The organism is Halomonas sp. HL-93, from assembly GCF_900086985.1.
Lineage (GTDB): Bacteria > Pseudomonadota > Gammaproteobacteria > Pseudomonadales > Halomonadaceae > Vreelandella.
In genome coordinates, this window is record NZ_LT593974.1 from 2,952,192 (window position 1) to 2,966,268 (window position 14,077).

Below are 14,077 nucleotides of genomic sequence, written 5' to 3' on the forward strand. Positions count from 1 at the left end.
TCCTGGACATTACCGAACAAATGCGGTGCTTAGGTTTCCAGCAAGCGGATCTGGTCACCGGTGGTGACCCCGAGGCGTCTGGCTTCCTGCTGGCTAAGCACAATGGTGTTGTCGGGGGTGGGCGCGCGGCCTATCCAACTGGCTGTAAAGGTGAGCATCTCGGTGGTCGCGGCAAGCCAGCGGCTGACGCTTTCTTGCGGCGCGCTATTGGCCACTTCCACCTGGCAGAGCCTTGAGTTGCGGATGGCGCGCACGTCGTCGATGTAGGCTTCCACCGTCGGGCCACCGTCGAAGATATCGATGTAGCCTTCCCAGCGCAGCCCTTCTTTCTTGAGCATTTCCAGCGCCGGGCGGGTATGGCGATGCACCTGGCCAATGCAGGCCCGCGCCTCTTCCGACATGAAGGTGGTATAGATCGGGAATTTGGGCATCAGCTCGCCGATAAAACTCTTCTGCCCCAGGCCGGTCAGGCGGTCGGCCTCGTTGAAGTCCATGGGAAAAAAGTGCTTGCCCAAGCTTTCCCAGAAGGGGCTGGTGTTGTGCTCGTCGAATACGCCGCGCATTTCCGCCAGCACCTTGTCGGGGAAGCGGTCGCGGAACTGGGCGATAAACAGCCAGCGCGCCTTGGAGAGCAGCGCGCCGTTGCGCAAATGCTTGTTGGCTTCGCCGCGGTATTCCGGGCGCAGAAACAGCGAGCACACCTCGGCATCGCCGGTATGGTCGGAGCTTAAAAACAGCGTATCGATGGTGCGGTGCAAGTCCAGCTGTATGGAGGAATGCGCCAGCGTGCCCAGCCGATAGTTGTAAAACGGCACTTCGCGACCGACCTGACCTTCAATGGCGCAGCAGCCGGCGAGCTCGCCGCTGTCTTCGTCTTCAAGCACGAAGAAGTAGAGCCGGTCGTCGACCGGGGTGCGCTCTTCAAAGGCGCGGGCAGCGGCTTCAATCTTGCCGGCCAGGAACTCACGGTTATCCGGCAGCGAGGTAAACCCCACTCCGGCCTGCTGCGCAAGCGCCTGAAGCCCATCCAGATCGTCCCGGGCAATGGGTCGAATGCGCATTACATTTCTCCTTCATCGAGGGCGTCCACCGCGCTCGGCAGGGTTAACGGCGCGGCGAGTACCGCGCGGCCCTCTTCCACGCCCAGGCGCTCGGCATGCTCGGGCGACAGCATCAACTGACCGGTGGGCGACAGCGCATAGCGCGCCACGATGCAGCGAAAACCGCCCAGCTTCTGATTGGCAATCATCGCCGGCTCCGCATCGGGCAAGGCGTGCTCGGGGCGGATACGCACCGGGTGCCACGCCGCCTGGCGAAATGTTTCCAGCCGCTCGCGTTCGGTTTTGACAATCGGCCCGGCATCGAAAATATCCACGTGGCGGGAGCGGACAAAGCCTTCCGCCAGCATTTCTTCCAGAGCCTCTTCGTGGGCGGGGTGCTCCCGGCCAATCGCCGCCCGCGCCTGGGGCGTCAACAGCGGCAAGTAGAGCGGGAACTGCGGCATGACCTCGGCGATAAAGCTTTTCGAGCGGACCCCGGCAATATGATTCATCTCCTGAAAGCTGCGCGCAAAAAAGTGCCGGCCGACGCTTTCCCAGAACGGTGATTCGCTGCGCGTGTCCAGATAGCCGGGAAACGCCACCGCCAGAATGCGCGAAAAGCGCTCTGGATATTGGGCAATAAACATCAACCGCGCGCGACGCAGCAGGCTTTCCGCGCTGGTGCCCTTGTAACGTGGGTTAAGCGAAAAAGCGCACAGTAGCGTGGCATCCGAGACTTCGTGGGATAGCGCCAGGGTTTGCACCTCGCGGCGCACATTGAGCTGCTGCGACGCATGAATCAGCGTTTCCTGGCGGTAGGTGTAATACGCCTCGTTGGCGCCCGCCTGGGCACGAATGGTGGCTGTGCCCAGCACTTCATCGCGGGCATCGTCGGCCAGCACAAACGTATAATGCTCGTTGCCGGGGAACTCCACCTCGTCGTTGAAGGCGGCTTCGGAACGAGCGATACGCTCCTCGAGCCGTTCGCGGTTGGCGGGTAGATTGGTGAGCCTGGGCACCGCGTGCTCCGCCAGCTGCTCAAGCGCGGGCAAGTCCGCCATTTTCACCGGTCGAATTACCAGCATCCTCAACGCCCCCTGTGGTGTGGCTGCGTACGGCTCGCTCATTCGGTCGCAACCAACCGTTCGATGGCACGCTCCAGACGGGCCATGCCTTCCACAATATCCGCTTCGGGAATCACCAGCGACGGCGCCATACGCAGCACGTTGGGTCCGGCAATCAGCGCCATCAAGCCTTCTTCGATGGCCAGCGGCAGAATGTCCTTGGCGCAACCCTCGAAGGCATCGGCCATTTGCGCCCCCATCAGCAGGCCCATACCGCGAATCTCCTTGAATACGCCGTGCTTGCGGTTAATGGTTTCCAGGTGCTCGCAGAACAGGTCATGACGCTTTTTGACACCTTCAAGCACCTCGGGTGTATCGATAAACTCGACCGCCGCCAAGGCCACCGCCGAGGCCAGCGCGTTGCCGCCGTAGGTGGAACCGTGGGTACCGATGACCAACGATTTTGCAACCGCATCGGTCGCCAGCATCGCCCCCACCGGGAAACCACCGCCAAGGGACTTGGCGCTGGTGAGAATATCCGGGGTAATACCGTAATTCTTGTACGCATAGAGCTCGCCGCTGCGGCCGACGCCGGTTTGCACCTCGTCAAAGATCAGCAGCGCCTGGTGTTCGTCGCACAGGTCGCGCAGCCCCTGGAGGAAGTCCTGCGTGCCGGGCACGATGCCGCCCTCGCCCTGCATGGGCTCGACCATGATCGCGCAGGTGTCGTCGCCGACCAGCTTGCGCACGCTTTCCAGGTCGTTGTAGGTGGCATGCAGAATGCCGCCCGGCACCGGGCCAAAGCCCTGGGAGTACTTGGGCTGGCCGCCCACGCTCACGGTAAAGAAAGTGCGGCCATGGAAAGACTGGTAAAACGAAATAATCTTATCTTTGTGTTCACCGTGGTTATCCACTGCCCAACGGCGCGCCAGCTTCAGTGCCGCTTCGTTGGCTTCACCGCCGGAGGAACATAAAAACACCTTGTCGGCGAAGGTGCGCTCGACCAGCGCCTTGGCCAGCTTGAGCGCGGGCTCGTTGGTAAACACATTGGAGAGATGCCACAGCTTTTCGCCCTGAGTCTTGAGGGCGTCGACCAGCACCGGGTGGCAATGGCCCAGGGAGTTGACCGCGATGCCCCCGGCGAAATCGATATATTCACGCCCCTCCTGGTCCCACAAGCGGCTGCCTTCACCACGCACCGGAATGACCTGCTGCGGCGAGTAGTTTGGCGCCATGTAGTGATCGAAATCCTGACGGCTTGGGGTGTGGCTCATGGGACGCTACCTCCAGTGGAGTAAGGGAATGAAAACAGTATAAGGGGCCGAATAGGGTAACTGCTTTCAGCAATGGGACGGCAAATTATGAAAAGCAGCATTTAACTGGCGCCCTCCTTTTTTGTAACACTCTATTATCCATCCTTGCTCACCTCACGGTATCAGTGACCCTGCATACCCAAGCCCCCCTGCACTTCAACGCTGTTCGCGCTAGGCTTGAGTAAATCCCCCGAGGAGCACGCCGCATGCTCGACGTAACCCACCTGCGTGGTAGCCGCCATGCCATTGGCGTGGCCCATGGCCAGCGCCACGCCGCACAGATTCAGCGCAGCATTGAGGTCTATGACCGGCTGTTTCAAGACTTTGTAGGCCTCGACTGGGCCGCCGCCCGGCAAGAGGCGCGGCGCTTTATACCGGCTATCGAACGCGGCTTTCCGGCGATTCTGGATGAGCTCGAGGGCATTGCCGAGGGCGCCGACCTGCAGCGCGACGACATCCTCACCCTCAACTGCCGCAGCGAGATCTCGCTAACCCAAGCCAGCGGCGGCTGTTCCGCCTTCTCGCTCTACCAGCAGGGTCGCCAATGGCTGGCCCAGAACTGGGACTGGCGCCTCGACCAGCTCGATAACGTGGTGATACTGCGTATAGAGGGCGACGACGCCCCGCCGCTGGTCAGCGTCGGCGAGGCCGGGATGCTGGCCAAGATCGGCCTCAACGCCCACGGCCTCGGCGTGTGTCTCAACGCCATCCGCTCGCAGACCTGCGGCGACGGCCTGCCGATCCACGTCGCCCTGCGCAAACTTCTCGAGAGCGACGGTTTCACCAGCGCCCAGCGCATCGTCGAAAAGGACCGCGTCGCTTCACCGGCGCACTTTCTGGTCGCGAGCGCTAAAGGCCAGGCCGCCGGCTTCGAGGTCCAGCCCGGGCCACCGGGGGTACTCGAGCCCAGCGACGGGCGGGTGACCCACACCAACCACCTCTACGCCGCGGCCGCCACCGCCTGTGTCGCCGATTTCCCCAAGCCCGACTCCCATGTGCGCCTGCGCCGCCTCGATGAGCTGCTCGACCCACCGCCCGAAGCGAGCGTCAGCGCGCTGTTCGACGTACTGAGCGACCACCACAATGCGCCCATGTCGATCTGCAAGCACACCGACATCGACCTGCCCGAGGCCGAGCGCATGGAGACCTTGTTCGCAGTGGTGATGGCCCTCGACGAGCGCACCCTTCACCTGCGCCACGGCTACCCCTGCAAGACCCGGCAGACGCTGAGCATCGCGCTCGACTAACGGCGCGAGAACAGCGGCCGCTGTATCAGGATGGTGGGCGGGATACACTGGCCCAGGATCGAAAGCTTCAGCAGCAGCAACAGGGAGAAGCGCCATGAAATATATCTTCGAAGTGCATATCCGCGACGGCTACCGCGCCGAGGACTACGCCGACGCCTGGGTCCGCGCCAGCCAACTCATCCAGCAGGCACCAGGGGCACGCGGCACCGAGCTGCATCGCAAGATCGGCGACCCCAACACCCTGATCGCCATCGCCCATTGGGACAGCAAGGCCAGCCGCGACGCCATGGAAGCCCAGCCCAACCCGGAAATAAAGGAGATCATCCGTCGTGCGGCCCCCTGCTGCGAGATCCGCCTGATCGGCGAATTCGAGGAGCCGGAGTGGGTGGTGATGCCGTCGAATGCCGAGTCATAACCGGGCGTGGAGCTAGCGATCACATTTGGCATGAATGAGCCTGGTATGGAAGAACGCTGCCCTTGAAGAGCGCCATAAGAGCCCCATATTCCTTAGCAAGCTATAAAGTTATTCGTTGTGTAGTGAGGTACTGATACTCAGGACGAGAGGAGCACTCCATGCAGATTGATCTCAACGGCAAGCACGCGATTATCACCGGCTCGACAGCAGGTATCGGCTTTGCGATTGCCCAGGGCTTGGCCAATGCAGGTGCCGAGGTAGTTATCACCGGGCGCACCCAGGCGCGAATTGACGAGGCCATCGCGGCCATCAAGAAAGACGTTCCCAACGCCAAAGCGACGGGCGTGGCCGCCGACTTGGGCACCGCCGAGGGCTGCCAGACGCTGATCGATCAGCAGCCGGAGACCGACATCCTGATCAATAACGTGGGCATCTTTGGTCCGCAGGACTTTTTTGAGGTCGACGACGCTACCTGGCAGCAGTTTTTCGACGTTAACATCATGAGCGCCGTGCGCCTGTCGCGCCACTACGCCCAGGGTATGCGCGACCGGGACTGGGGGCGCATCCAGTTCCTGTCCAGCGAATCAGGCATCAACATTCCCAGCGAAATGGTCCACTACGGCATGACCAAATCGGCGCTGCTGTCGGTCTCGCGGGGCCTTGCGAAAGTATTGAGCGGCACCCAGGTGACCGTCAACGCCATTTTACCGGGGCCGACCCGCTCCGAGGGCGTGCTCAACATGATCCAGGAAATGGCCGAAAAAGAAGGCGTTTCGCAAGAGGACGTGGAAGCACGCTTCGTGCAGGAGAACCGCCCCTCGTCGATCATTCAGCGCCTGGCAACCCCCGAGGAAGTGGCTAGCATGAGCGTCTACGCGGCCTCGCCCCAGGCCAGCGCCACCACCGGCGCCGCCCTGCGCGTGGAAGGCGGGATCGTGGATACGCTTACCTGAATGAACCCTTAACCCAGGCGTTCTTCCCTCGGCGTCATGCCGAAATGGTGACGGTAGGCGGTTGAAAAGTGCGCCCCCGAGGAAAACCCGGTGGCAAACGCAATATCGCCTACCGCCCGGTCGCTTTCCCGCAGCTGTTTGCGGGCTTCCTGCAAGCGCAGATCCAAGTAATAGCGACTGGGCACCGCCTGCAGGTACTTCTTAAATAGCCGCTCTAACTGACGCCGGGAAATCCCCAAGTGCTCGGCCAGCTCCAAGGTTGAGAGCGGCTCCTCGATATTGGCTTCCATCAGCGTAACGGCATCCACCAAGCTCTGCGGAGCGTGGCCCAAACGGCTGCGCAAGGGTACGTGCTGGCGTTCATCGGCCATGCGAATACGGTCACATAAAAACTGCTCCGACACCTGCTCGGCCAAACGTGCGCCGTGATGCTGGCTGATCAACGTCAGCATCATGTCCATCGCCGCCGTACCGCCCGCGCAGGTGAGCCTATCGCGGTCGATCTCAAATAGCTGCTGGGAAAGCGTCACCTGGGGATATGCCTGGGCAAAGGCGTCAAACCGCTGCCACGGCAGTGTGGCACGATAGCCCTCTAACAGTCCGCAACGCGCCAGCACTTCGGTGCCGCCCGCCAGCCCGCCCAGCATCACACCACGCCCCATATGTCCCCGTAGCCACTCATTCAGCTTGGCGGGCAGCGCGTAGGGCAACGGCGTAGGCGCGCAGATCAGTAGCCAGTCGAGAGGGCCAAGTGGCGAGTCCAGGGCATGCTCAGCCAGCAATGATAGCTGCGCGCCGCTGCGCACCGGCTCGCTATCCATGCTTAGCGTGACGGTATGGTAAAGCATCTGCCCACTGAGCTGATTAGCCATTTGCAAGGGTTCCAGCGCGCTGGCATGGGCCAGCAGCGAAAACCCGGGCAGCAGCACAAACGCTACCCGCCGTCGCGAGGCAGCATTCGGAGAGATATCTGCGTTATGCTGCATGGTAAACCGCCGTGACGAAAACAAACCGCCATCTTAACCAATTGCTTGGGTAAAGGCAGCGACGGCGTCGCGAGGAAAAAAATACCCCGTGCAAATGCAAAAACGCCGGGCCATAGGCCCGACGAATGACGCAATGAATGCGTGGCGGCAAGGCCATGCGCTTATAGGTTGACCACATCAAACTCGACCAGCGTGTCGACGTCAGCATCGTAATCGACATCGTCACGCTCAAAGCCAAACAGCTTCAGAAACTCGTGCTTGTAGCCAGCGTAGTCGGTGATCTCGAACAGGTTGTCGGTGGTGACTTCCGGCCACAGGTCCTGGCAGGCTTTCTGGATATCGTCGCGCAGCTCCCAGTCATCCAGGCGCAAGCGGCCCACTTCATCGGTGGCCATTTCGCCGCCTTGAGGCGCGTAGAGGCGCTCGCCAAACAAGCGATTGAGCTGATCAATGGTACCTTCGTGAACGCCTTGCTCTTTCATGATGCGATAGACCATGGCGATGTATAGCGGCATCACCGGGATCGCCGCGCTGGCTTGGGTCACCACTGACTTGAGTACCGCCACGTTGGCGCCGCCCCCCGTCTCTTTCAGCTTGGCATCGATAGCCGCCGCTGCGCGGTCTAAATCTTCCTTGGCTTTACCCAGCGCGCCGTGCCAATAAATCGGCCAGGTGATCTCGGTGCCGATATAGCTAAACGCCACGCTGCGCGCGCCCTTCGCCAGCACGCCAGCCTGGTCGAGCGCATCCATCCAAAGTTCCCAGTCTTCGCCGCCCATCACGGTGATGGTGTCGTCGATCTCTTGCTGGGTGGCAGGCTCTACCTCGGCTTCGATAATGGCGTCTTTGTTGGTGTCGATCGCCGTGGCGCGGTAGGTTTCACCAATCGGCTTCAAACTAGAGCGCTTGAGCTCGCCACTATCCGGCAACTTACGCACCGGTGAGGCTAGCGAATACACCACCAGGTCGACTTCGCCCATGTCCTGCTTGATCAGTTCGATGGCTTTTTGACGCGCTTCGTGGGAGAAGGCGTCGCCGTTGATCGACTTGCTGTAAAGGCCTTCCTGCTTGGCGAACTTATCGAACGCCGCACTGTTGTACCAGCCTGCGGTACCGGGTTTGCTCTCGGTGGCAGGTTTTTCAAAGAACACGCCCAGGGTATCGGCACCGTAGCCAAACGCGGCGGTGATCCGCGCCGCCAAGCCGTACCCGCTGGAAGCCCCGATCACCAGCACCTTTTTGGGCCCGGCGCTTTTGTCCAGATTGCGTGCGCGAGTGGCCTCGATCTGCTCGCGAACGTTCTGCTCGCAGCCAACCGGGTGGGTGGTCGTGCAAATAAAGCCGCGTACTTTGGGTTTAATAATCACAGTGAACCTCGTCTTCGAAATAACTTGTTCGGCGTCGCACCGTCCATTAGTGCCGCTATTCTAGCGGTCTCAAGCGGCGCTGTCCGCTATTGAGCTTATGGACCTTTCACGTCAGGATATCGTTTCACCTATAACCGCCCAAGGGGCTTAGCAAATGAACGCACAGCAGCTAGTCGATGAACGCGGCGATTTATGGTTGGCAATAGCCCCGTTATGGCTAGACCGCGAACCCAGCGAACGCGATTACGCCCAGATGGTGGAAGTTGTAGAGCGCTATCAGATGTCGTTTCACGAGTTGGAGTGGATGTTTCGCTTAGAAATGGCACCGGTGATGGCCCGATACCAACTGTCTATTGCCAGTGAATGGCGGCAGTTCAATGACCGTAAACTGATGCAACAACTGGTCAGCCATAACCTGCGTTTAAAGGGTTGGCGGCGTAAAAGCTGGGCGCTGTTTTCGGGTATGACCACGATGATGGTGCGCCACCGCTGGAATGAGTTAATGAGCCGGGTGATGATCGCCCGCAGCGAGGCCTAAGCCTCATCCAAGGCGCGCTCCAACTGAAGTCGCAGTGGACGGCCTTTATCACGGGGACCAAAGCGGGCAACCACCTTGCCATCTCGCCCAATTAAAAACTTAGTAAAATTCCATTTGATCATTTGCGTACCCAATACACCGGGCGCCTCACGTTTGAGAAGCACAAACAACGGATGCGCCTGACTACCGTTAACGCGCACTTTTTCCATTAATGGAAACGTCACGCCATAGTTCTGTTCACCAAACCTACAAAAGGCCTCAGCGCTTTCCGGCGACTGCTTGCCAAACTGATCACAAGGAAATCCCAGCACGGTGAAGCCACGGTCGCGATAGCGTTGGTAGAGCATTTCCAGCTCTTTAAGCTGCGGGGTAAAACCGCAGCGGCTGGCGACATTCACCACCAATAAGACCTGACCCTGCAATGCGCGCAGATTGAACGGCTGCCCCAAGTGGGTATAACAATCCTGATCGTAAAGTGTCATCTGTCGCCTTCCCCCCCTGGAACGCCTCACCTAACCGCCTACCATGCCATGTCTGCGCCCCATGCACCAGTTCGCCGGGCCAGGCATGAGCCGTCTAGCCCAGTGGGCCCGCCACGACGCGCAGCGCCAGTGCCAACAGCAAGACGCCGGTAATCCGGTTGATCCAGTGGGCGCGCTGCTGAAGCCAGGGCAACACCCGCGAATGGGACAGCGCAACGGCCACCAGCACGTACCATCCGCCGTCGATGACCATCGCCGTCACCACGATCAATACTTTGCCGAGCAGGCTCATGTCAGGCGTCACAAACTGGCTCAGCAGGGCAATGAAGAAAATGATCAGCTTGGGATTGCCAAGCGCCACCAGCAAGCCTTCTTTGGCAGCGCGAGCGTTGGAAGTGACCGCCCCCTGTTGCTGCATGGCCCCCGCGCCACCCGCGCGCAACGCCTGGATACCCAACCACGCCAGGTAGGCGGCCCCCGCCCAGGTAATCAGTTGAAAGAGCGCAGGCGACTTGGCGATCAAGGCGCCCAAGCCCAACACGGTGAGCAGCGCATAGGCCCCCACCCCGCCGGCATGACATAGCGCGGCCGTCATGCCGACCAGCCTGCCGCCGCCCAGCGTATGGCGCAGCACCAGTGCCAGACTCGGCCCCGGCGACATGGCACCCATGGCGCATACCGCCGCCAACGATAGCCAAAGTGAGAATGGCATGTGGTTCTCCTTGCTCGCTTATTATTCCTTTTACCACCGACAGAGGGTGACGCGCACAGTGTACCTCACGTCCAGCGAGGCGACCCCTGCGCGTGCGCAAATAACGCTGTTAGCATGATACGCTGTTGGGTAAACTTTGGCCTTTTGATAATGCCTCTGACCTGCAGAGGTGATTACTGATTACAGGACGTCAACATGGGTAGGGCTTTTCAGAACCGTAAAGAATCCATGGCCAAAACGGCCGATGCGAAGACAAAAGTCTACAGCAAGTATGGTCGCGAGATTTATGTTTGCGCCAAAGCGGGAGGCACTGATCCCAATGCCAACCTGGCGCTGCGGGGCTTGATGGAGCGCGCCAAGAAAGACCAAGTGCCGTCTCACGTGATTGATAAGGCATTGGACAAGGCCAGCGGCGCCGGCGGCGAGGATTTCTCACCCGCACGCTACGAAGGCTTTGGCCCCGGTAACGCCATGGTGATTGTCGAATGCTTGACCGACAATCCCAACCGCACCTTTGGGGATGTGCGCGGTTGTTTCACTAAAACCAAAAGCAAAATCGGCACCCCTGGCAGCGTCAGCCACATGTTTGACCACTGCGCGATTTTCGCGTTTGCCGGTAGCGACGAAGAAGCCGTGCTGGAAGCGCTGATGGAGGCGGATGTCGACGTCACCGACATCGAACTGGAAGACGGTCGGATCACCGTGTTTGCCCCGCATACCGACTACGCCAAAGCCAAGCAGGCGCTGCTTGACACCTTCGGCGAGGTAGACTTCGAAGTCGATGAAATTCAGTTTCTACCGCAAACCACCACGCCGGTAGAGGGCGACGATGTCGCCATGTTTGAAAAATTATTGAACACGCTTAACGATCTGGACGACGTACAAAACGTCTACCACAGCGCTGAGTTGCCCTCAGACAGCGAGTAAATGGCCAACACACCAACGCCGCCCGTTAGGCGGCGTTGGTGGGCCCCGTCACCATCACATGGAAGCAAAGTCATGACGGCAACCTATTCACTCGGCTAGAACGTCAGACAAATTTTCCCAAAGTGCTTACCGGCCTCTTGGTGACGAAACGCATCGGCAATGTCGGTCAGCGCGAATTCGCGGTCGATGATTGGCCGCATACCATTGGCTTCGATAGCGCGGATCATTTCAATCTGGTCGCGGCGGCTGCCGACAATCAAGCCTTTGAGGGTGGCCTGCTTAGCCATCAGCTTGGCAGTGGGGATTTCACCTTCGCGTCCAGTTAGCACACCAATCAGCGCAATATGCCCACCGATCTTAACCGCATCAATTGACTGCGGCAGCGTACCGGGGCCACCGACTTCTACCACGTGATCAACGCCTTCGCCCTCGGTCAATGCCTTGACGGCTTTGCCCCACTCGGGCGTTTCTTGGTAGTTGATGGTGTGTTCCGCCCCCAACTCACGCAGGCGAGCCAGCTTTTCGTTGGAAGACGAGGTGGCAATCACCCGCGCGCCCATCATCTTGGCAAACTGCAGCGCAAAAATTGATACACCGCCGGTGCCCAGCACCAGCACCGTATCGCCAGCCTTCAGGCCTCCGTCAACGACCAGCGCGCGCCAGGCGGTGAGACCGGCGGTGGTCAAAGTGGCGGATTCGGCGTGGCTGTACTCAGCCGGCTGATAGGTGAACGACGTGGCAGGCGCGATAACCTGCTCGCGTGCATAGCCATCGATGCCATCGCCGGGGGTGGTACGGAAATCGCCAACCCGTGCCGGGCCTTCAACCCAGCCTGGAAAGAAGGTCGAGACCACCGGGTCGCCCACGGAGAACTCGCTTACGCCTTCACCCACGGCGTCGACAACCCCGGCGCCATCTGACATGGGAATGCGGCCATCGTCGGTGGGTATCATCCCTGCCACCACAGCGTAGTCGTGAAAGTTCAGCGAGCTGGCGTGCAAGCGCACACGAATTTCGCCTTTCCCCGGCTCGCCAGGTGCGGCCTGATCTACCACCGTCAGGTGGTCGAGACCGCCTGGTGCTTTCAGTTGAATCGCTTGCATGAAAACCTCTTTGGACAGAATGGTCGGTACATTAATCGTTGGGGCGACCGGCACCTACATCAAGGCCGATAAAGCCACCCGACTGACGACGCCAAAGACGTGCGTAGATACCTTCCTGTGCCAATAGCTCGGTATGTGTGCCGCTCTCAACAATCTGCCCTTCATCCACCACGATCAGCCGGTCGAGCATGGCAATGGTCGACAGCCGGTGAGCAATGGCAATGACGGTTTTGCCCTCCATTAGCGTATCGAGTTGCTCCTGGATCGCGGCTTCCACCTCGGAATCCAGCGCCGAGGTGGCTTCATCCAGCACCAGAATCGGTGCGTTTTTGAGCAACACGCGAGCAATGGCGATGCGCTGACGCTGACCGCCGGACAGTTTAACGCCCCGCTCACCGACGTGAGCATCCAGGCCTCGCCGCCCTTTGGGATCGACTAAATCATTAATGAAGGTATCGGCGTGGGCGCGGCATACCGCTTCCCAGACATCATCATCGTTGGCATGAGGGCTGCCGTAGCGGATGTTATCGCGCAGCGAGCGGTGGAGTAACGAGGTATCCTGAGTCACCATGCCAATCTGGTGGCGCAGCGAGGTTTGAGTGACCTCGGCAATGTTCTGACCGTCGATGAGAATGCGCCCACCCTGGATGTCGTAAAAGCGCAACAGCAGATTCGCCAGGGTCGATTTGCCCGCCCCGGAGCGGCCGATCAGGCCGATCTTCTCGCCCGGCGCAATATTTAAACTTAAGCCGTTGAACACGGTTTTATTTTCGCCCCTGGCTTGTTCATAGCCAAAGCGCAACGCTTCAAAGGCAATCCCCCCGTGGGGGACACGTAATGCTTTCGCGTTGGGCGCATCGCGTACTGCCGGCTCCCGGGCGATGGTGTTCATGCCATCCTGAACCGTGCCGATGTTTTCGAATAGCCCGGCGACTTCCCATAAAATCCAGTCGGACATAAAGCGAATACGCATCACCAGCGCAATGGCAATGGCAAGCACGCCCAACGAAATGGCATCCACGTACCAGGCGCTAATTGCCATGCCTGCCGTGCCGACCAGCAGCGCGGTGTTGAGCAACGTCAGGCACACGCTCATGATAGTCACCAACCGCATTTGGCGATGCACGGTGCCCATAAAGCCTTCCATGGCATCGCGGGCGTAGCCCTGCTCACGCTGAGTATCGGCAAACAGTTTGATGGTTTGGATATTGCTGTAGCTGTCCACCACGCGGCCGGTCATCTGGGCGCGGGCATCTGCCTGGGCCATCGACACATCGCGCAGGCGCGGCACAAAAAACCGCATGATCGCCAAATAGCCCGCAAGCCAAAGGCCCAGCGGCAGTAGCAGCCAGGGGTCGGCGCGCCCCAATAAAATCGCCGCACCGGTGAAATACACCACGGCGTAGACCAGCAGGTCCATCACCTTGGTGACGGTTTCGCGAATCGCAAGCGCCGTCTGCATGACTTTCTGCGACACGCGTCCGGCAAACTCGTCCTGATAGAACGCCAGGCTCTGGCTGAGCATGTGACGGTGCGATAGCCAGCGGCCAATCATCGGGTAGTTGCCGAAAATGCTTTGGTGGGTCACCAGCGACTGCAGCAGCACCAAAAGAGGCAGGCCTACCATCACCAAAATGCCGACCCCGGAAAGCCAAAGACCATTGTCCGACCAGAAATTCTCCCGCTCCACGTTGCCGAGCCAGTCTACCAGCTCGCCCATATAGCTAAAAAAAACGACCTCAGCTGCGGAGACCAAGGCGGTGAACAGCGACATCAGCAGCAACAGCGGCCAAACAGGACGCGAAAAGTGCCAGATAAACGCCGCAAGCCCCCTGGGTGGCGTAGCCACCTCGCCTTCAGGGTAAGGGTTAACGCGCGTTTCAAAGTAACGAAATAGCGGCGTGAGCATACGCAAAAGCATGGAGAGTCC

General features: G+C 59.9%; 14 protein-coding genes. 5 read left to right on the top strand and 9 right to left on the bottom strand.

Features of this window, described 5'->3' with window-relative positions:
* Positions 1-29 precede the first annotated feature (29 nt).
* Genes astA through GA0071314_RS13715 form a run of 3 tightly spaced genes read right to left on the bottom strand, consistent with a single transcriptional unit; the run spans position 30 to position 3,378 of the window.
* On the bottom strand, positions 30-1,061 hold the full coding sequence (gene astA, locus GA0071314_RS13705; protein ID WP_074397171.1) for an arginine N-succinyltransferase: 1,032 nt from the start codon (positions 1,059-1,061) through the stop codon (positions 30-32).
* Positions 1,061-2,125 (bottom strand): arginine N-succinyltransferase, encoded by a 1,065-nt coding sequence (locus GA0071314_RS13710; RefSeq protein ID WP_074397172.1) that lies wholly within the window; start codon positions 2,123-2,125, stop codon positions 1,061-1,063. The genes astA and GA0071314_RS13710 overlap by 1 nt, the downstream gene beginning before the upstream one ends.
* 38 nt (positions 2,126-2,163) lie before the next feature.
* Positions 2,164-3,378, bottom strand: a complete 1,215-nt coding sequence (locus GA0071314_RS13715; protein ID WP_074397173.1) for an aspartate aminotransferase family protein — start codon at positions 3,376-3,378, stop codon at positions 2,164-2,166.
* Between the two features lie 245 nt (positions 3,379-3,623).
* Between GA0071314_RS13715 and GA0071314_RS13720 the strand changes: the two genes are divergently transcribed.
* From GA0071314_RS13720 to GA0071314_RS13730, 3 genes are all read left to right on the top strand, one after another.
* Complete coding sequence (locus GA0071314_RS13720; protein WP_074397174.1) at positions 3,624-4,664, top strand: C45 family autoproteolytic acyltransferase/hydolase; 1,041 nt, start codon at positions 3,624-3,626, stop codon at positions 4,662-4,664.
* A gap of 94 nt (positions 4,665-4,758) precedes the next feature.
* Positions 4,759-5,079: an antibiotic biosynthesis monooxygenase family protein gene (locus GA0071314_RS13725; RefSeq protein WP_074397175.1), complete on the top strand. Its 321-nt coding sequence runs from the start codon at positions 4,759-4,761 to the stop codon at positions 5,077-5,079.
* 158 nt (positions 5,080-5,237) lie between these two features.
* Complete coding sequence (locus GA0071314_RS13730) at positions 5,238-6,032, top strand: SDR family NAD(P)-dependent oxidoreductase (protein ID WP_074397176.1); 795 nt, start codon at positions 5,238-5,240, stop codon at positions 6,030-6,032.
* Between the two features lie 8 nt (positions 6,033-6,040).
* On the opposite strand, the gene GA0071314_RS13735 is transcribed toward GA0071314_RS13730, so the two are convergent.
* Entirely contained in the window at positions 6,041-7,018 is a 978-nt protein-coding gene (locus GA0071314_RS13735) for a GlxA family transcriptional regulator (RefSeq protein WP_231896454.1), read from the bottom strand.
* Positions 7,019-7,179: 161 nt separating this feature from the next.
* Positions 7,180-8,385, bottom strand: coding sequence for an enoyl-ACP reductase FabV (gene fabV, locus GA0071314_RS13740; RefSeq protein WP_074397177.1), 1,206 nt, complete (start codon positions 8,383-8,385; stop codon positions 7,180-7,182).
* Positions 8,386-8,539: 154 nt separating this feature from the next.
* Here fabV and GA0071314_RS13745 point away from each other — a divergent pair, with 154 nt between their 5' ends.
* The gene (locus tag GA0071314_RS13745) at positions 8,540-8,923 is read left to right on the top strand and encodes a DUF7079 family protein (protein WP_074397178.1); all 384 of its coding nucleotides are present in this window, start codon (positions 8,540-8,542) and stop codon (positions 8,921-8,923) included.
* On the opposite strand, the gene GA0071314_RS13750 is transcribed toward GA0071314_RS13745, so the two are convergent.
* On the bottom strand, positions 8,920-9,405 hold the full coding sequence (locus GA0071314_RS13750) for a glutathione peroxidase (RefSeq protein WP_074397179.1): 486 nt from the start codon (positions 9,403-9,405) through the stop codon (positions 8,920-8,922). The genes GA0071314_RS13745 and GA0071314_RS13750 overlap by 4 nt on opposite strands.
* Before the next feature lie 94 nt (positions 9,406-9,499).
* A complete protein-coding gene (locus GA0071314_RS13755) occupies positions 9,500-10,117 on the bottom strand; it encodes a LysE family translocator (RefSeq protein WP_074397180.1) in 618 nt (205 codons plus the stop codon).
* A gap of 195 nt (positions 10,118-10,312) precedes the next feature.
* Here GA0071314_RS13755 and GA0071314_RS13760 point away from each other — a divergent pair, with 195 nt between their 5' ends.
* Positions 10,313-11,044 carry a YebC/PmpR family DNA-binding transcriptional regulator gene (locus tag GA0071314_RS13760; protein WP_074397181.1) on the top strand — a complete coding sequence of 244 codons (732 nt, stop codon included), beginning with the start codon at positions 10,313-10,315 and terminating at the stop codon, positions 11,042-11,044.
* A gap of 95 nt (positions 11,045-11,139) precedes the next feature.
* Here GA0071314_RS13760 and GA0071314_RS13765 read toward each other — a convergent pair whose 3' ends face one another.
* Entirely contained in the window at positions 11,140-12,147 is a 1,008-nt protein-coding gene (locus GA0071314_RS13765) for a zinc-dependent alcohol dehydrogenase family protein (RefSeq protein WP_074397182.1), read from the bottom strand.
* A 31-nt stretch (positions 12,148-12,178) separates the two neighbouring features.
* Positions 12,179-14,068 carry an ABC transporter ATP-binding protein gene (locus GA0071314_RS13770; protein ID WP_074397183.1) on the bottom strand — a complete coding sequence of 630 codons (1,890 nt, stop codon included), beginning with the start codon at positions 14,066-14,068 and terminating at the stop codon, positions 12,179-12,181.
* Positions 14,069-14,077: the final 9 nt, after the last annotated feature.